This window comes from Streptomyces sp. A1136, from assembly GCF_004795055.1.
Lineage (GTDB): Bacteria > Actinomycetota > Actinomycetes > Streptomycetales > Streptomycetaceae > Streptomyces.
In genome coordinates, this window is record NZ_SSBJ01000017.1 from 149401 (window position 1) to 166286 (window position 16886).

The 16886-nt window shown below is 70.0% G+C and carries 14 protein-coding genes and 5 tRNA genes; 11 read left to right on the forward strand and 8 right to left on the reverse strand.

What is annotated here, in order from left to right:
• Window positions 1–8: 8 nt before the first annotated feature.
• Window positions 9–1592 (forward strand): acyl-CoA carboxylase subunit beta, encoded by a 1584-nt coding sequence (locus E6R62_RS18580; RefSeq protein ID WP_136214581.1) that lies wholly within the window; start codon window positions 9–11, stop codon window positions 1590–1592.
• A gap of 22 nt (window positions 1593–1614) precedes the next feature.
• The gene (locus E6R62_RS18585) at window positions 1615–1818 is read left to right on the forward strand and encodes an acyl-CoA carboxylase subunit epsilon (RefSeq protein WP_136214582.1); all 204 of its coding nucleotides are present in this window, start codon (window positions 1615–1617) and stop codon (window positions 1816–1818) included.
• Window positions 1819–1916: 98 nt separating this feature from the next.
• Here the strand turns inward: E6R62_RS18585 and E6R62_RS18590 are convergent, their stop codons facing one another.
• The 8 genes from E6R62_RS18590 to E6R62_RS18625 all read right to left on the reverse strand — a co-directional run bounded on the left by E6R62_RS18590 (window position 1917) and on the right by E6R62_RS18625 (window position 12298).
• Window positions 1917–2501 (reverse strand): ATP/GTP-binding protein, encoded by a 585-nt coding sequence (locus E6R62_RS18590; protein WP_136214583.1) that lies wholly within the window; start codon window positions 2499–2501, stop codon window positions 1917–1919.
• Complete coding sequence (locus E6R62_RS18595) at window positions 2482–3060, reverse strand: DUF742 domain-containing protein (RefSeq protein WP_136214584.1); 579 nt, start codon at window positions 3058–3060, stop codon at window positions 2482–2484. Before E6R62_RS18595 ends, E6R62_RS18590 begins: the two co-directional genes overlap by 20 nt.
• 93 nt (window positions 3061–3153) lie before the next feature.
• Window positions 3154–3567, reverse strand: coding sequence for a roadblock/LC7 domain-containing protein (locus E6R62_RS18600; RefSeq protein WP_008739857.1), 414 nt, complete (start codon window positions 3565–3567; stop codon window positions 3154–3156).
• A 10-nt stretch (window positions 3568–3577) separates the two neighbouring features.
• Window positions 3578–6778: a nitrate- and nitrite sensing domain-containing protein gene (locus E6R62_RS18605; RefSeq protein ID WP_136214585.1), complete on the reverse strand. Its 3201-nt coding sequence runs from the start codon at window positions 6776–6778 to the stop codon at window positions 3578–3580.
• A 294-nt stretch (window positions 6779–7072) separates the two neighbouring features.
• Window positions 7073–7657, reverse strand: coding sequence for an ATP/GTP-binding protein (locus E6R62_RS18610; protein WP_136214586.1), 585 nt, complete (start codon window positions 7655–7657; stop codon window positions 7073–7075).
• Window positions 7638–8030, reverse strand: a complete 393-nt coding sequence (locus E6R62_RS18615; protein ID WP_136214587.1) for a DUF742 domain-containing protein — start codon at window positions 8028–8030, stop codon at window positions 7638–7640. The genes E6R62_RS18610 and E6R62_RS18615 overlap by 20 nt, the downstream gene beginning before the upstream one ends.
• A 152-nt stretch (window positions 8031–8182) precedes the next feature.
• Window positions 8183–8596 (reverse strand): roadblock/LC7 domain-containing protein, encoded by a 414-nt coding sequence (locus E6R62_RS18620; protein WP_306432442.1) that lies wholly within the window; start codon window positions 8594–8596, stop codon window positions 8183–8185.
• Between the two features lie 9 nt (window positions 8597–8605).
• Window positions 8606–12298, reverse strand: coding sequence for a nitrate- and nitrite sensing domain-containing protein (locus E6R62_RS18625; RefSeq protein ID WP_240801745.1), 3693 nt, complete (start codon window positions 12296–12298; stop codon window positions 8606–8608).
• 566 nt (window positions 12299–12864) lie between these two features.
• Between E6R62_RS18625 and E6R62_RS18630 the strand changes: the two genes are divergently transcribed.
• The 9 genes from E6R62_RS18630 (at window position 12865) to E6R62_RS18670 (ending at window position 16883) form a co-directional block, all read left to right on the forward strand.
• Window positions 12865–13068 carry a hypothetical protein gene (locus E6R62_RS18630; protein ID WP_136214590.1) on the forward strand — a complete coding sequence of 68 codons (204 nt, stop codon included), beginning with the start codon at window positions 12865–12867 and terminating at the stop codon, window positions 13066–13068.
• A 96-nt stretch (window positions 13069–13164) separates the two neighbouring features.
• The gene (locus E6R62_RS18635) at window positions 13165–13953 is read left to right on the forward strand and encodes a fumarylacetoacetate hydrolase family protein (protein ID WP_136214591.1); all 789 of its coding nucleotides are present in this window, start codon (window positions 13165–13167) and stop codon (window positions 13951–13953) included.
• Window positions 13946–15421 (forward strand): glutamate--tRNA ligase, encoded by a 1476-nt coding sequence (gene gltX / locus E6R62_RS18640; protein WP_136214592.1) that lies wholly within the window; start codon window positions 13946–13948, stop codon window positions 15419–15421. Before E6R62_RS18635 ends, gltX begins: the two co-directional genes overlap by 8 nt.
• A gap of 141 nt (window positions 15422–15562) precedes the next feature.
• Complete coding sequence (locus E6R62_RS18645; protein WP_136214593.1) at window positions 15563–16291, forward strand: HAD family hydrolase; 729 nt, start codon at window positions 15563–15565, stop codon at window positions 16289–16291.
• 85 nt (window positions 16292–16376) lie between these two features.
• Window positions 16377–16448, forward strand: a tRNA-Gln gene (locus E6R62_RS18650).
• Window positions 16449–16475: 27 nt separating this feature from the next.
• Window positions 16476–16548, forward strand: a tRNA-Glu gene (locus E6R62_RS18655).
• 63 nt (window positions 16549–16611) lie between these two features.
• A tRNA-Glu gene (locus tag E6R62_RS18660) sits at window positions 16612–16684 on the forward strand.
• A 27-nt stretch (window positions 16685–16711) separates the two neighbouring features.
• Window positions 16712–16783 (forward strand) — tRNA-Gln (locus E6R62_RS18665).
• A 27-nt stretch (window positions 16784–16810) separates the two neighbouring features.
• Window positions 16811–16883 (forward strand) — tRNA-Glu (locus tag E6R62_RS18670).
• Window positions 16884–16886: the final 3 nt, after the last annotated feature.

The window sequence follows — 16886 nt, forward strand, 5'->3', positions numbered from 1 at the left end:
GTCGGTACATGACCGTTGTGGACCAGACCCAGAGCGAGCCGACGGACGCCCGCGGGCGCGTGGCCGAACTGCACTCCCTGCGCGAGCAGGCGCGGCGCGGCCCCAGTGACCGGGCGACCGAGGCGCAGCACGCCAAGGGCAAGCTGACCGCGCGCGAGCGCATCGCGCTGTTGCTCGACGAGGGTTCCTTCAAGGAGGTCGAGCAGCTGCGCCGGCACCGGGCGAGCGGCTTCGGCCTGGAGGGCAAGAAGCCCTACACGGACGGCGTCATCACCGGCTGGGGCACCGTCGAGGGCCGTACGGTCTTCGTCTACGCCCACGACTTCCGGATCTTCGGCGGCGCGCTGGGCGAGGCCCACGCCACGAAGATCCACAAGATCATGGACATGGCCATCGCGGCCGGTGCCCCCCTGGTCTCCCTGAACGACGGCGCGGGCGCCCGCATCCAGGAGGGCGTCTCCGCCCTCGCCGGGTACGGCGGCATCTTCCAGCGCAACACCAAGGCATCGGGCGTCATCCCGCAGATCTCCGTCATGCTGGGCCCCTGCGCCGGCGGCGCCGCGTACTCCCCGGCCCTCACGGACTTCGTCTTCATGGTCCGCGAGACCTCGCAGATGTTCATCACCGGCCCGGACGTGGTCCGCGCGGTGACCGGCGAGGAGATCACCCAGAACGGGCTCGGCGGCGCCGACGTGCACGCCGAGACCTCGGGCGTCGCGCACTTCGCGTACGACGACGAGGAGACCTGCATCGCCGAGGTCCGCTACCTCATCTCGATGCTGCCCTCCAACAACCGGGAGAACCCGCCGCTCCACCCGACCTCGGACCCGGCGGACCGCCGCTCCGACGTCCTGCTGGACCTGGTGCCCGCGGACGGCAACCGCCCCTACGACATGCTCAAGGTCATCGAGGAGCTCGTCGACGACGGCGACGTCCTGGAGGTCCACGAGCGCTGGGCCCGCAACATCATCTGCGCCCTTGCCCGCATGGACGGTCAGGTCGTCGGCATCGTCGCCAACCAGCCCGGTCACCTGGCCGGCGTCCTGGACATCGAGGCCTCCGAGAAGGCGGCCCGCTTCGTCCAGATGTGCGACGCCTTCAACATCCCGATCATCACCCTGCTCGACGTCCCCGGCTTCCTGCCGGGCGTCGACCAGGAGCACGGCGGCATCATCCGTCACGGTGCCAAGCTGCTGTACGCCTACTGCAACGCGACCGTCCCGCGGATCTCGCTGATCCTGCGCAAGGCGTACGGCGGCGCGTACATCGTCATGGACTCCCAGTCCATCGGCGCCGACCTCACCTACGCCTGGCCCACCAACGAGATCGCCGTGATGGGCGCCGAGGGCGCGGCCAACGTCATCTTCCGCAAGCAGATCGCGGACGCCGAGGACCCCGAGGCCATGCGCGCCCGCATGGTCAAGGAGTACAAGGCCGAACTGATGCACCCGTACTACGCGGCCGAGCGCGGCCTCGTCGACGACGTCATCGACCCCGCCGAGACCCGCGAGGTGCTCGTCAGCGCGCTGGCGATGCTCCGCACCAAGCACGCCGATCTGCCGTCCCGCAAGCACGGCAACCCGCCGCAGTAAGAGCGAAGGAGACCTGCCACCCATGAGCGTCACCGCAGACACGCTGCTCAAGGTCGAGAAGGGCAACGCCGAGCCCGAGGAGCTGGCCGCGATCACCGCGATCCTGCTCGCCCGCGCCGCCGCGGCCCCCGCGGCCGCCCCGGTGCACCGCATCGGCTCCCAGGCCCGCTGGCGCCGCCTGGAGCGCAGCCCCGGCTTCCGCTCCGCCCACAGCTGGCGCGGCTAGAGCCCGCAGGGCACGGCCCCCGCGGCGGCCCGAACGACGAAAGGCCCCCCGCACTCCTCGGAGTGCGGGGGGCCTTTCGCGTGGGCCGGGCCGGCCGGTTACCGCAGGCGGGCCATCAGGGCGTGCTCGACCAGGGTGATGAGCGCGCTCTTGGCGTCCCCGCGGTGGCGGGCGTCGGTGGTGATGATGGGGGCGTCCGGGCCGATCTGAAGGGCCTCGCGGACTTCCTCCGGGGTGTAGGGCTGGTGTCCGTCGAAGCCGTTGAGGGCGATGACGAAGGGCAGGCCGCTGTTCTCGAAGTAGTCGACGGCGGGGAAGCAGTCGGCGAGACGGCGGGTGTCGACCAGCACCACGGCGCCGATGGCGCCGCGCACGAGGTCGTCCCACATGAACCAGAAGCGGTCCTGACCCGGGGTACCGAAGAGGTACAGGATCAGGTCCTGGTCCAAGGTGATGCGGCCGAAGTCCATGGCGACCGTGGTGGTCGTCTTGTCCCCGGTGTGGGTGAGGTCGTCGATACCGGCGGAAGCGCTGGTCATGACGGCTTCGGTACGCAGCGGATTGATCTCGGAGACCGCGCCGACGAACGTGGTCTTGCCCACGCCGAAGCCGCCCGCCACCACGATCTTCGCGGAGGTGGTGGAGCGAGGAGCCGCTCCGCCGTTAGAGCTTGCGAAGTCCACTGAGCACCCTTTCGAGCAGTGTCACATCTGGCTGGCCGCCGGCAGACTCGTCGCCGCCGGGCTGATGAATGGCGACAAGGCCCGCCTCCGCCAGGTCGGCGACGAGGATGCGGGCGACACCAAGAGGAATGGAGAGGAGTGCCGAGATCTCCGCGACGGATTTGATCTCCTGGCACAGACGGCAGATGCGCTGGTGCTCGGGCAACTGCCCTTGCAACCGAGCGGGATCGGCCGTGGTACTGACCAGCGCCTCGATGGCGAGCTGGTAGCGCGGCCGGGTACGGCCGCCGGTCATGGCGTACGGACGCACCAGCGGGTTGTGCGCCTTGGGCGCCGGCGGACGCGAGGCCCGGGGCGGCTGCTGCGGCAGCCGGTGGGGAGCCTGCGGCTGCTGCGGCTGACCGTACTGGGGCTGCTGGGGCTGACCGTACTGCTGCTGGTAGGGGTCGTGCTCCGACACGGGCCGGCTGGGGGCGGAGGGGAAGTTGAAGCGGTTCTGGTCGTGCCCACCCTGCGGCTGCTGCGCGCCGCCATAAGGATGTCCTCCGGGTGTTGTCACGCTTCCTCCTCCTGCTCCAAGAACGCAGTACTCCCTGTAGAACCGCGCCACCGCACCTTATGGTGCGATGACGCGAAACGCACTGCCTGTTTGCTAGTTGAGAAGACTTCCCTGCAGCTCCGAACGCAGTTCCGGGGTGAGGACACTGCCGGCTCGGTCCACGAGGAGGGCCATCTCGTAGCCCACGAGGCCGATGTCGCACTCGGGGTGCGCGAGCACCGCGAGCGAGGAACCGTCGGAGACGGACATGAGGAACAGGAACCCCCGGTCCATCTCCACCACGGTCTGGTTGACGGCGCCACCCTCGAAGATGCGGGAGGCCCCGGCGGTCAGCGAGGTCAGACCGGAGGCCACGGCCGCCAGCTGATCGGCGCGGTCGCGCGGGAATCCGTCGGACATCGCCAGAAGAAGGCCGTCGGCGGAGACCACCACCGTGTGGGACACCCCGGGGGTGTTGTCCACGAAGTTGGTGATCAACCAGTTCAGGTTCTGTGCCGCCTGGCTCATCGGGCTCACACTAACGCTCCTGGTCATAGCTGTTACTTGACTGCTCGGAACCCGCGCTGCGTCCCTGCTGGACACCGCGCCGCAGGTTGCTCAACCTGCCGCGGACGTCCTCCGGGGCGCGGGAGACCTGGGGGCCGCCCTGCGGGGTCGTCTCCGCAGCGCCCTCGACCAGGTTGGCCTTGGGCACCCGCCGAGGAAGACCGGACGGGGTGACCCCGCCCGCCTTCGGCTCACGGAGCTTGGCGGCCTGCTGCCAGCGCTCGTCGTTGTTCGAACGCCACGCCGCGCTGCCTTCCGTCTCCTCCGGGGCACTCTGCGCCTCAGCCGGCTGCTGCTGACGCTGCGGCCGCTGCTCGAAGAGAGATCCGGTGGACTCCGCTTTCTGCTGTCCCGACTGCCACTGCTGCTGGCTGCCGCGACGCGGCAGGCCCGCCCCGGTCATCTGGTGACCGGTGTCGGCAGCGGCACCCGGACGGTCGAAGCCTACGCGGTCCTGAGCCGCTTCGGGAGCGGCCCCGGATTCCGATTCGGTCCCGTAGTCCTGCTGGTAGGCGCCCGAGTAGGTGTTCTGTTCGGGCCACTCGCCTTGCTGGGACTGAGCTGCGTAGCCGTCCTCGTAGGACTGGGCGTTGTGCCCCTGGTCCTGGTATTCGGCTTCCGGATAAGCGTAGTTCTGGTCCGGGTACGCCTCGTACGCCTGCTCGGGGGCCGGAGTCTCGTACGAGGCCTCGTATCCCTGCCCGGACTGCTGCTCGAAGCCCTGGTACTCCTGGTACCCGTGCTCGGGCTGGGGTTCCGGATACTCCTGCGCGGAGTACCCGGATTCCTGCTCCTGCCGCTGGTCCTGCTCCTGCGGGAAGCCGACCTGGGCCGCCAGCGCGGCCCGGCGCTCCTGCTGGGTCAGGGACCGCACGACCGGGTCCAGCGAGCGCTCCTCACCGCCCTGGGCGTCGTAGCGGGAGTCGTCGAACCCGAGCTCGGCGGCCGTGCGCAGCGGCGGGGCCACCTGGGCCTGCTGCTCCGGGATGATCGAGGAAACCGTGAAGTCGTCGTCCGGTATGCCCTCGCCACCGCCACCGTGGGTGATGGCGTCGGGGAGCATGACCAGCGAGGTGGTGCCGGCCGCCTCGCCGGAGGGGCGCAGCTGGACGCGGATGCCGTGGCGGTCCGCCAGTCGGCCGACCACGAACAGACCCATGCGCTGCGAGATCGCGGCGTCCACGGTCGGCGGGTTGGCCAGCTTGTGGTTGATGTCCGCGAAGTCCTCGGCGGTGAGGCCGATGCCCTTGTCGTGGATCTCCACCATGACGCGACCGTCGGGCAGACGCGTGGCGTTGACACGGACCTTGGTCTGGGGGGAGGAGAACGTGGTCGCGTTCTCCAGCAGCTCGGCGAGCAGGTGCACGAGGTCGGTCACGGCCTGGCCGTGGATCTCCGCCTCGGAGACGCCCGAGAGCTCGATGCGCTCGTACTGCTCCACCTCGGAGGAGGCGGCGCGCAGCACGTCGACGAGGGGCACCGGCTGGTCCCAGCGGCGGCCCGGCTCCTCACCCGCGAGGATGAGCAGGTTCTCGCCGTTGCGGCGCATACGGGTGGCCAGGTGGTCCAGCCGGAAGAGGTTCTCCAGCTGGTCGGGGTCGGCCTCGTTGTTCTCCAGGTCGGTGATGAGGGTCAGCTGGCCCTCGATCAGCGACTGGTTGCGCATGGAGAGGTTGGTGAAGATCGCGTTGACGTTCCCTCGCAGGAGCGCCTGCTCGGCGGCGAGCCGGACCGCTTCCCGGTGGACCTGGTCGAAGGCGCGGGCGACCTCGCCGATCTCGTCCTGGGAGTCGATCGGGATCGGCGTCACGCGGGTGTCGACCTTGCCGGGGTCGGTGCGCGAGAGCTGGTCGACGAGCATCGGCAGACGCTGTTCGGCGACGTCGAAGGCGGCGGCGCGCAGACGGCGCATGGAGCGGCTCATCTGGCGGGCCATCATGCCGGCCAGGATGAAGGCGGCCAGCAGGGCCACGACCACGGCGGCACCGGTGATGATGGCGTCGTTGCGGGCCGCGTCGGAGACCGCGACGGAGTCCTTGACGGCCTTGTCGAGGAGTTCGTTCTCGATCTGGGCGTAGCCGTCGAACTTGGCGGTGGCCGCCGCCTGCCAGGCGGGGGCGGTGGTACCGGCGGCGGCGAGCTTCTCCTTGCTCGCGCCACTGGCTATCGCCTCGGTCATGCCGGTGAGGGCGGAGCCGTTGACGACCGGCGGCGCCTTGAAGGGGGTGCCGGCCTGGTCGGCCGCCAGCTTGGCGGCGGTGAGCTTGGCGGCGCCGTCCTTGGCCTTGTCGGCCATGACCTCCTTGAGGCGGTTGGTGTCCGCGTCGGTGCCGGCCGCGACGTACTCGCCGATGGCGATCTCTTCGAGGTAGGCGTAGGAGGAGAACGCGACGAGCTGGCCCCTGCGGACCTCCTCGTTCTCGTTCGGGCGGACCAGGAGGTGCGTACCCACCGACCGCTGGAGCGAGTTGGCGGCCTTGGCCAGCTCGACCGCGTAGACCATGCGGCCGTAGCTGGTCACGTTGCCGGTGCCGAGGCCCAGTTCGTTGGAGAACGTCATGAGGTAGTGCTGGACCAGCACGTAGCCCTCTTCGGTCGGGATGGGACCCGCCGAGTTGGGCAGCGACTTCTTCGGTGTCTCCGGCGCCACGTAGGCCGTCTTGCGGACCTGCTCCAGCTTGGGCTCCTCCTGGCGGAAGAGCGCCAGACGGTGTTCCAGGCTCTGGTTGTCCGGGAGGTCCTTGGCGGCGTCGGCGAACTTCTGCTTGGCCGCGTCCGTGGCCGCGTAGGCCTTCGCCACGACCGGGCTGTTGCGCTCGCCCTTGAGGAGGGGTTCGGCGGTGAGGTCACGCTCGTTCAGGAGGGCCTGGCCGTATTCGGCCGCCGCCTGGACGATGCGCGCCGTCTTCTCGGCGTCCTTGGCCTCGTTCCAGCTGTCGACCGAGCCCTTCACCTGGAAGCCGCCCATGACCAGTCCGACGAGGACGGGTACGAGGAGGATGGCGTTCAGCTTGGTCGGCACACGCCAGTTGCGCGGGGCGAACTTGCTGGCACTGCCCTTCGCGGCCGGTGGTTCCACGGGCACGTCGACGGGCGACGCGGCCGCTCGCGGCGGCGGGGTGAAGTTGCCCCGCGCGGGTTCGACCCCGGGGCTCGCGTTGCTTCGCCTCACTCGACCAACAACCTCTCGGCGGTGCTACTAGCTAGTTCGTTGAATTCCAGCACGGTTGACGGCCCTGTTCCAAACACTCGGAATCAGCCATTCCAACTGCCTTATGTCCCACATAAATCGGACATAAAGAGCGACCTGCTGCAAATGCCGGGCCCGGTGTGAGCGCAGCGGTACCGAGCGAACGCAGCCTGTGCCCGACTGGCGGTAATTCTCTGTCGAAACGTTATGAACGAGGAGGGCGGGCCGTGTTCTATGACACAGCCCGCCCTCTATCGAACACGACATGGGACCCGGCTACTTGAGTCGCGCCATCAGTGCGTGCTCCACGAGCGTGATGAGCGCGCTCTTGGCGTCCGCCCGGTGGCGGGCGTCGGTGGTGATGATGGGGGCGTCCGGGCCGATCTGAAGGGCCTCGCGGACTTCCTCCGGGGTGTAGGGCTGGTGCCCCTCGAACCCGTTGAGCGCCACCACGAAGGGCAGGCCGCTGTTCTCGAAGTAGTCGACGGCGGGGAAGCAGTCGGCGAGACGGCGGGTGTCGACCAGGACGATCGCGCCGATGGCGCCGCGGACCAGGTCGTCCCACATGAACCAGAAGCGGTCCTGACCCGGGGTACCGAAGAGGTACAGGATCAGGTCCTGGTCCAAGGTGATGCGGCCGAAGTCCATGGCGACCGTGGTGGTCGTCTTGTCCCCGGTGTGGGTGAGGTCGTCGATGCCCGCGCTCGCGGACGTCATCACGGCCTCGGTACGCAGCGGATTGATCTCGGAGACCGCGCCGACGAACGTGGTCTTGCCCACGCCGAAGCCGCCCGCCACCACGATCTTCGCGGAGGTGGTGGAGCGAGGAGCCGCTCCGCCGTCAGATCTTGCGAAGTCCACTGAGAACCCTCTCGAGCAGCGTTACATCCGGCGTTCCGCCGGCCTCTCCATTGCCCGGCTGGTGGATGGCCACCATTCCGGCCTCGGCCAGGTCGGCGACGAGGATCCGGGCGACACCGAGCGGCATCGACAGCAGTGCGGAGACCTCCGCGACCGACTTCACCTCACGGCACAGGGTGCAGATGCGCTGGTGCTCCGGCAGCAGGCCGGACAGGTGCATCGGATCGGCCGTGGTGCTGACCAGCGCCTCTATGGCGAGCTGGTAGCGGGGCCGGGTCCGGCCGCCGGTCATCGCGTAGGGACGCACCAGCGGCTGGTCGCCTTCCGAGTACGAGTCTCCGTACGAGTCCGGGTAGGCGGGGGGCGGGGTCATTGATCCTCCGGGCTGGACAGCAGTGGTCAGCGTGCCGTCTCACGGGGCGGCCGGTGGGGGGGACGGTATGACGGCCTGGCGGTGGTACTTGGGTGCGGGGCGGGTGCCCCGGCCCCCCGGCCGGAAGTACCGTCCGGCCGGGAGGTTCGCGGTCAGCCGAGGAGGCTGCCCTGGAGTTCCGAGCGCAGTTCCGGGGTGAGGACGCTGCCGGCCCGGTCCACGAGGAGGGCCATCTCGTAGCCCACGAGGCCGATGTCGCACTCCGGGTGCGCCAGTACGGCCAGCGAGGAACCGTCGGAGACGGACATGAGGAACAGGAATCCCCGGTCCATCTCCACCACGGTCTGGTTGACGGCGCCACCCTCGAAGATGCGGGAGGCCCCGGCGGTCAGCGAGGTCAGGCCGGAGGCCACGGCCGCCAGCTGATCGGCCCGGTCACGGGGGAAGCCTTCCGACATCGCCAGAAGGAGTCCGTCGGCGGAGACCACCACGGTGTGGGACACCCCGGGGGTGTTGTCCACGAAGTTGGTGATCAACCAGTTCAGGTTCTGTGCCGCCTGGCTCATCGAACTCAACTATCGCTCCTGCTGGTAAGTGGGGTCGATCTGGTAGCTGCCGGTCGCGGGGCCGGCGGTGCCGGCTTGGCGCCCCTGCTGGATACCGCGTCGGAGGTTGGTGAGGCGGCCGCGGACGTCGTCCGGGGCGCGTGAGACCTGCGGACCCGCCGGGGTATCGGCCTGCTGCTGTGCGGTACCGGCCACGAGGTTCGCCCGCGGTACCCGCTTGGGCAGGCCCGAGGTCGTGATGCCGCCGGCGGCGGGCTGGCGCACGCGCTCGGCCTGCCGCATCAGCTCGTCGTTCGGCGAGGACCGCCAACTGACGGTCGGCACCGCGCCGGTCGCCGTCTGGTCGGCCGAGAGCTCCTGTCCGCGCTGGGGGAGCGGCTGCTGGTGAGCCGGCGCGGCGGGAGTCTGCTGGTACTGCTGCGGCTGCTGGGGTACCGAGGGACCGCTGTCTTGGCGGACCCAGTTCGACTCGAGCGTATCGAAGATCGGGCTGCGCGCCTCACCGGGACCCGGGGAAGGCGGCAGTGCCTCGGGCTGCGTCTGCTGACGCGGCGCCGGGGTGTAGCCGCCGGACTGCGGGGCCTGGGGCCGGCCGGCGTTGTAGCCGCCCACGCCGGGACCGCCGCCGCGGGGTGCCTGGAGGTCCCCCGGGCGCTCGAACTGCCCGGTGGCGGACGGGTCCAGGGGACCGCGTACGTCGGGGCGCTCGAACTGTCCGGTGGTGCCGCCGCCGGCGTACGGGGCCGGTGCGTTGAAGTCGGGGCGGGGGAACTCGGCCGTCGCACCGGGGCCCGACAGCTCGTCGTGCCCGCGCGGAACCTCGTGACCGCCCTGCCCGGCGCCCCAGCTGGTGCTCTGCGGGGCAGCGGTGCCCGCACCCGGGAGCTCCGGACGCGGGGCGCCGCCGCGCGGCGGCAGCTGCGGCCGCTTGCGCTGGACGGGGGCCGGGGGCTGACCCTGGCCGGCCTGGGCACCGGCCTGGGCGGGCTGCTGCTGCGGACGCTCGAAGCCGTTGCCCTGCGGGAAGGCGGAGGGACCGGTACCGGGCCGGGACTGCGCACCGCCGACGGGACCGCCGAGAGCGCCGCCGGCCGGACCACCGACCGGACCCCGGGCCGGGAGCGGGGCCGTGAAACCGCCCGCGCCCGGACCCGTGGGGGCACCCGGACCCGCCTGCGGACGGGCCATCGGGCCGCCCTGCTGCTGGGGCCGGCCACCCGGACCGCCCTGCGGGCCGGGGCCCTGGCCCTGGGGCCGCTGCTGCGCGCCCGCCGAACCGTCCCGCCCGGGGAGCGCGGCACGCTGCCCGGCGGCGGAGACCTGACCGCGCTGCGGACCGACGCCCACGGGGGGACGCGGGCCCCCACCGCCGCCGGGGCCCTGTCCCGCGGAACCGCCCGGACCGCCCGTGCCGACCTGCGGGGCACCGGAACCGGGACCGCCCGGTCCGCCCTGGCCGGGCATCGGCGCGGGCTTCTTGCCGCCCTGGGCGACATCGACCGGCAGCATGACGAGCGCGGTGGTGCCGCCCGAGTCGGAGGGGCGCAGCTGGATGCGGATGCCGTGTCGCAGGGACAGGCGGCCGACCACGAACAGACCCATGCGACGGGAGACTGAGACGTCCACCGTCGGCGGCGACGCGAGTCGCTCGTTGATCGCGGCGAGGTCCTCCGGGGAGAGGCCGATGCCGGTGTCGTGGATCTCGACGAGGACGCGGCCGTCCGGCAGGGCGTGGCCGGTGACCTTGACCTTCGTCTGCGGGGAGGAGAACGAGGTGGCGTTCTCCAGCAGCTCGGCCAGCAGGTGCACGAGGTCGTTGACGACGCGGCCGGCGACGTCGGTGCCGGGCACCGAAGCGAGTTCGATGCGCTCGTACTGCTCCACCTCGGACGCCGCGGCGCGGAGCACGTCGACGAGCGGGACGGGGCGGGTCCACCGGCGGCCCGGCTCCTCGCCCGCGAGGACGAGGAGGTTTTCGCCGTTACGGCGCATACGGGTCGCGAGGTGGTCGAGCTTGAAGAGCGAGGACAGCTGGTCCGGGTCGGCCTCGCGCGACTCCAGCTCGGAGATGAGCGAGAGCTGGCGCTGGATCAGACCCTGCGAGCGACGCGAGAGGTTGGTGAACATCGCGTTGACGTTGCCCCGCAGCAGGGCCTGCTCGGCGGCGAGGCGGACGGCCTCGCGGTGCACGTCGTCGAAGGCCGCGGCCACCTGGCCGATCTCGTCGCGGGTGTGCAGACCGACCGACTCCACCGTGGTGTCGACGTCCTGCGGGTCGGTCTCGGACAGCTGCTTGACGAGCTCGGGCAGGCGGTCCTGGGCGACGCGGGTCGCCGTGTCCTGGAGGCGGCGCAGCGAGCGGATCATGGAGCGGGCCATGACGAAGGCGCCGACGAGGGAGACACCGAGGACGAGCAGGATCAGGGCACCGTTGATGATGGCGTCCTGCTGCGACTCGCTCTTCAGCTCGCGGGCCTTCTGCTCCATGTCCTCCAGGAGGGTGAGCTCGATGACCTTCATCGCCGTGAGCTTGGTGCCGTCGGCGTCGTACCAGTCCATCCAGGAGTGGTACGCCTGCTCCTTGCCGAACTGGCCCTGCGTGGACAGGACGCGACGGGTGTAGTGGTCGGCCTTGCTGATCTCCGCGTTGCCGTCGCCGAGACTGGCGAGGAGCTCCTCGGACTTGCCCTGGTAGACGAGTTCGAAGGTCTTCTTCGCCTGGCTCTCGCCGCGCAGCGCGGACAGCGCGTACAGGCGGTCGTTCTCGCTCAGGTTGCCCGGCTTGTCGCCGCTCTCGGGGAGCGAGGCGGCGATGATCGCGCGCTGGATGGACGCGTACTCCTTGGCGGAGGAGAAGGCCGCCAGGGCGCGCGTGCGCTTGATCATCTCGGGGTTGGAGGTGGCCTGGGCCATGTCCTGCGAGAGGGAGAGCAGCGAGACGATGAGCGCGTTGTACTCGGTGACCGTCTGCTGGGCGCCGCTCTGGTACGCCTTCTTGCGGATGTCCTCGATGCCGGTGAGCTGGCGGCCGATCTGCAGGATGTTGTTGCGGATCGACTTGAGGGTGTCGTCCTTGTCCTGCGTGCTGTCGACCTTGTCGGTCGCGACACCGAACGCCTCGATGGCGGTGTTGGTCTGGTCGCGGACACCCTGGACGAGGGAGTTCGGCTTGCCGGACTTGTCGACCGACAGAGGACCCGCGGACTTGTCGCGCTCCTCCTGGAGCGCGGCGGCCAGGTTGGTGGCCTGCCGGGTCATCGTCGTCAGCAGCTGCATGTGCTCCAGCTGCGCGATGTCGTTGAGCGAGTCGTTGATGCGGAAACCACCGAGCGTGGTGGCGGCGACGACCGGCAGGGTCAGCAGCGACACCAGGCGCGTGCTGATGCGCCAGTTCTGCATGGCCATGCGTGAACCGGGCCCGCTGGGGGCCTTCGGTATCGCCACGTCCTGCTCGGGAGCAGGTTCGCCCTTGCCCTTGGCCCGCGCCGCGCCCTTCGGCTTGGCGCGGCCCTTGGCCTTCCCCTTCACGGGGTTGGCGGCATCGGGTCCCGCTCCTTCGACAGCCGGCCCTCGGTTCTGGGCGTGCTGGGGCGAGGAGCCACGGTCGGTCCCGCCGCGCGGCTCCTGCTCCGACGCAGCTTCCCCTCGGCCCTCGTGGGCCTGGGGAGAACCCTTGCCATCCCTCTTGAATCGTCCCTGCACTAGCGTCGCAACCTCTGGACCAGGCGTCCCGCCGGTGGAGCGGTGGGACGGTGTCGAGTCGTGGGGCACTGACGGCCCCATGGTGGTCGTCGGTGACCGGCGCGTCTCCCTCTCCTTGCCACCGCGCTCGGCGCTGAGTCGCGCCACTTGCGCGCCGGCTGATTCCCGCGGCGGTCCCGCGAATTCCAGCACAGTGGGGGATCTCCAACAAGGTGCGCGACTCTCCCCGGCGCACCCGTCACGGCTTGTGACAGGAGGGCTACGCGACGTGGAAGCCCTTTCGGGATGAACCGGACTTACGCCGACCAAATACCGTGGCTGTCAAGGTGTCCCAGTCGAGATGATCAGGAGCGGAATAACGCGTTCAGTGGCGCAATGTCCGTTTCGGGGCCCTCATTTGACTGTCCGTTATGCCCGCAATGCCGGGTCACTGGTGAGGAAACTCACACAGCCGTGGCCATTACTTCCCGGTTCGGTGGGGGATTCGGATGTTTAGCCTTTCCCTTTGCAGGGTTGGCGCATCCGACCACCACGACACGACGAGCGAGCCAGGGGCCCGAACTCCGATGAATCCGCAGAACCCCCAGAAGACGACGCTGATGTTCCGCAACATAGCCAACCCCCGCCGCACCACCCTGGCGCACCTCAAGGACGCCGAGGAACTGCAGTCCCCCCTGGCCCCGGAGCACTCCGTCGAGCTGCCCACGCAGACGGCGAACCCCCGCCGCACCGTGCTGATGGACGCGCCGGTCGCCGCCGCCGCGCAGTAGACCCGCCGGACAAGGCGCGAAGCGTCCCCTCCCACCGCGTTAGCCTGGAGTCCGCAGACTCCAGCCAGCGGAAATACAGAGGGGCAGACGCAACCGGTGCGCATCGCCAGGTTCTCGATCGACGGCAACGTCGCGTTCGGCGCGGTCGAGGGCAGCACTGCCCCCGGCGCCGAAGGTGAGCTCGTCCTCGACATCATCAAGGGCATCCCGTTCGCGGACTTCGAGCTCTCGGGCACCAAGGTCCCCCTGGACAAGGTCCGACTGCTGCCGCCCGTGCTCCCGAACAAGGTCGTGGCCATCGGCCGCAACTACGCGGAGCACGCGGCGGAGCTCGGCAACGCGGTCCCGGAGACGCCCATCACCTTCTTCAAGCCCTCCACCTCGGTGGTCGGCCCGGGCGACCCCATCACGTACCCCTCCTTCTCCCAAGACCTCCACCACGAGGCGGAGCTGGCCGTGGTCATCGGCCGGATGTGCCGCGAGGTCCCCAGGGAGCGCGTCAAGGACGTGATCCTCGGCTACACCTGCGCCAACGACGTCACCGCGCGCGACGTCCAGCAGCGCGAGAAGCAGTGGGCCCGCGCCAAGGGCTTCGACAGCTCCTGCCCCCTGGGCCCCTGGATCGAGACCGATCTCGACCCGCGCGACCTGACCATCCAGTGCACCGTCAACGGCGAACAGCGCCAGCTCGGCCGCACCAGTGACATGGTCCGTTCGATCGAGGACCTGATCGTGCACATCACCGAGGCCATGACGCTGCTCCCGGGCGACGTCATCCTCACGGGGACCCCGGCCGGAGTCGGCCCCCTCAACGTCGGCGACGAGGTCGCCGTCACCATCGAAGGCATCGGCACTCTCACCAACAAGGTGATCAAGCGTGGCTAACGGACCCGTCCGCGTACGTTTCTGTCCCTCCCCGACCGGCAACCCCCACGTGGGCCTGGTCCGGACCGCTCTTTTCAACTGGGCGTTCGCCCGCCACCACGGCGGTACGTTCGTCTTCCGCATCGAGGACACCGACGCGGCCCGCGACTCCGAGGAGTCCTACCACCAGTTGCTCGACTCGCTGCGCTGGCTGGGCTTCACCTGGGACGAGGGCCCGGAGGTCGGCGGCCCGCACGCCCCGTACCGCCAGTCCCAGCGGATGGACGTCTACGCGGACGTCGCCCAGCGCCTGCGGGACGGCGGCTACGCCTACGACTGCTACTGCACGACCGAGGAGCTCGAAGAGCGCCGCAACGCCGCCCGCGCGGCCGGCAGGCCCTCCGGCTACGACGGCCACTGCCGCGACCTGACCGCCGAGCAGGTGGCCGCCTACCGGGCCGAGGGCCGTCTCTCCATCGTCCGCTTCCGGATGCCCGACGAGCCGATCACCTTCACCGACCTGGTCCGCGGCGAGCTGACCTTCACCCCGGAGAACGTCCCGGACTTCGGCATCCTGCGGGCCAACGGCGCTCCGCTGTACACGCTCGTAAACCCGGTCGACGACGCGCTGATGCAGATCACGCACGTGCTGCGCGGCGAGGACCTGCTGTCCTCCACGCCCCGCCAGATCGCCCTGTACAGGGCGCTGATGGAACTCGGCATCGCCACCGGCATCCCGGAGTTCGGCCACCTGCCGTACGTCATGGGCGAGGGGAACAAGAAGCTCTCCAAGCGCGACCCGGAGGCCTCGCTCAACCTGTACCGCGAGCGCGGCTTCCTCCCCGAGGGCCTGCTGAACTACCTCTCCCTCCTCGGCTGGTCGTTCTCCAAGGACCAGGACATCTTCACCGTCGAGGAGATGGTGGCGAAGTTCGACATCCCGGACGTGAACGCCAACCCGGCCCGCTTCGACCTGAAGAAGGCCGAGGCGATCAACGCCGACCACATCCGCCGGATGGACCCCAAGGCGTTCGCCGACGCGTGCCGGCCTTGGCTGCGCGCGCCGCACGCCAACTGGGCGCCGGAGGACTTCGACGAGCGGGCGTGGGAGGCCATCGCGCCGTACGCCCAGACGCGGGTGACCGTCCTGTCGGACATCACCGCGAACGTCGACTTCCTCTTCCGCAAGGAGCCCGTCGAGGACCAGGCGTCCTGGGACAAGGCGATGAAGGGCGAGCCCGCGGCGTTGCTCACCACCGTCCGCGCCCACCTGGAGACGGCCGACTGGAACGACCCGGAGGCCCTCAAGCAGGCCGTCCTGACGGCCGGCGAGGCCCACGGCCTCAAGCTGGGCAAGGCCCAGGCCCCGGTCCGTGTCGCCGTCACCGGGCGCACCGTCGGTCTGCCGCTCTTCGAGTCCCTCCAGATCCTGGGCAAGGAGCGCTCCCTGGCCCGCATCGACGCGGCCCTGGCGAAGCTCACCGCCTGACCCGTACGCACCCCCGAAGGGGCGGCCGCCTTCCCGGCGGCCGCCCCTTCGGCGTCCCCGGTCACGGCGGCCCCACCCGTTTCGCGACGGACTTCCTCGACGGGCCCCCGCCGGGGGAGGGAGACCAGTAGCCTCGGCGGCATGCCGATCCGTGCGTTTTTGTGGGACGTCGACGACACCCTGTTCGACTACACCGGGGCCGACACCGCCGGGCTCGGGCGGCATCTGGCCGACGACGGACTGGCCGAGCGGTACGGGACCCCGGCGTCCGCCCTCGCCCTGTGGCGCGCCGCGACCGAACGCCACTGGGCGCGCTTCGCCGCCGGTGAGACGACCTACCGCGCGCAGCGCCGCGACCGGGTGCGGGACTTCCTCGCCGCCCCCGGGATGACCGATACCGAGGCCGACACCTGGTTCGACCGGTACGTCGTGCACTACGAAGCGGCCTGGGCGCTCTTCCCGGACGTGGTGCCGGTACTGGACGCCCTGGCCGCCGACTACCGGCACGGGGTGCTCTCCAACTCCTCCATGGCCAACCAGGACGTCAAGCTGCGTCGACTCGGCCTGCGCGACCGCTTCGAGGTGCTGCTCTGCGCCGCCGAACTGGGCGTCAGCAAGCCGGACCCGGCCGCCTTCCTGCGGGCCTGCGACGCGCTCGGGCTACCGCCGGAGGCGGTGGCCTACGTCGGCGACCAGCCGGAGATCGACGCCCGCGGGGCCCGGGACGCGGGCCTCACGGCCGTGTGGCTCGACCGGTACGGCGCGCCCGGACCGACGCCCGAGGGAGTGCACCGGATCTCCGGTCTTGCCCAGCTCCCCGCGCTGGTGGCCGCAGATACCCGTTTTGGAGCACGGTCAGGCATCCGGTAATGTTCTTTCTGCGCCGCCCGAGCGGGCCGAAAGGCCGGACGGAGGCGCTAACCAAATGAAAGTCCCCCAGGGGCTTGCGTTTTGGTGGGCTATAGTGTAATTGGCAACACGAGGGTTTCTGGTTCCCTTATTCTAGGTTCGAGTCCTGGTAGCCCAGCGCAGTGCAGCAGTAACGCAGTGCTTTGCCCCCGTTGTGTAGCGGCCTAGCACGCCGCCCTCTCAAGGCGGTAGCGCCGGTTCGAATCCGGTCGGGGGTACAGATCCTTCCCGCAAGACCTCCATCGGGTAGCTCCCGGACGTCTTGATGCAGGATCGCTAGGGCCCCCGTTGTGTAGCGGCCTAGCACGCCGCCCTCTCAAGGCGGTAGCGCCGGTTCGAATCCGGTCGGGGGTACTATGTCTAGCTTGGTCTAGACCACTATGGGCTATAGTGTAATTGGCAACACGAGGGTTTCTGGTTCCCTTATTCTAGGTTCGAGTCCTGGTAGCCCAGCGCAGTGCAGCAGTAACGCAGTGCTTTGCCCCCGTTGTGTAGCGGCCTAGCACGCCGCCCTCTCAAGGCGGTAGCGCCGGTTCGAATCCGGTCGGGGGTACAG

Coding starts and splice junctions, on each gene's coding strand:
- E6R62_RS18585 (WP_136214582.1), top strand. CDS start 1,615: ATGAGCGTCACCGCAGACACGCTGCTCAAGGTCGAGAAGGGCAACGCC.
- E6R62_RS18620 (WP_306432442.1), bottom strand. CDS start 8,596: ATGAGCCAGGCGGCACAGAACCTGAACTGGTTGATCACCAACTTCGTG.
- E6R62_RS18615 (WP_136214587.1), bottom strand. CDS start 8,030: ATGACCCCGCCCCCCGCCTACCCGGACTCGTACGGAGACTCGTACTCG.
- E6R62_RS18580 (WP_136214581.1), top strand. CDS start 9: ATGACCGTTGTGGACCAGACCCAGAGCGAGCCGACGGACGCCCGCGGG.
- E6R62_RS18645 (WP_136214593.1), top strand. CDS start 15,563: ATGCCGATCCGTGCGTTTTTGTGGGACGTCGACGACACCCTGTTCGAC.
- E6R62_RS18600 (WP_008739857.1), bottom strand. CDS start 3,567: ATGAGCCAGGCGGCACAGAACCTGAACTGGTTGATCACCAACTTCGTG.
- E6R62_RS18630 (WP_136214590.1), top strand. CDS start 12,865: ATGAATCCGCAGAACCCCCAGAAGACGACGCTGATGTTCCGCAACATA.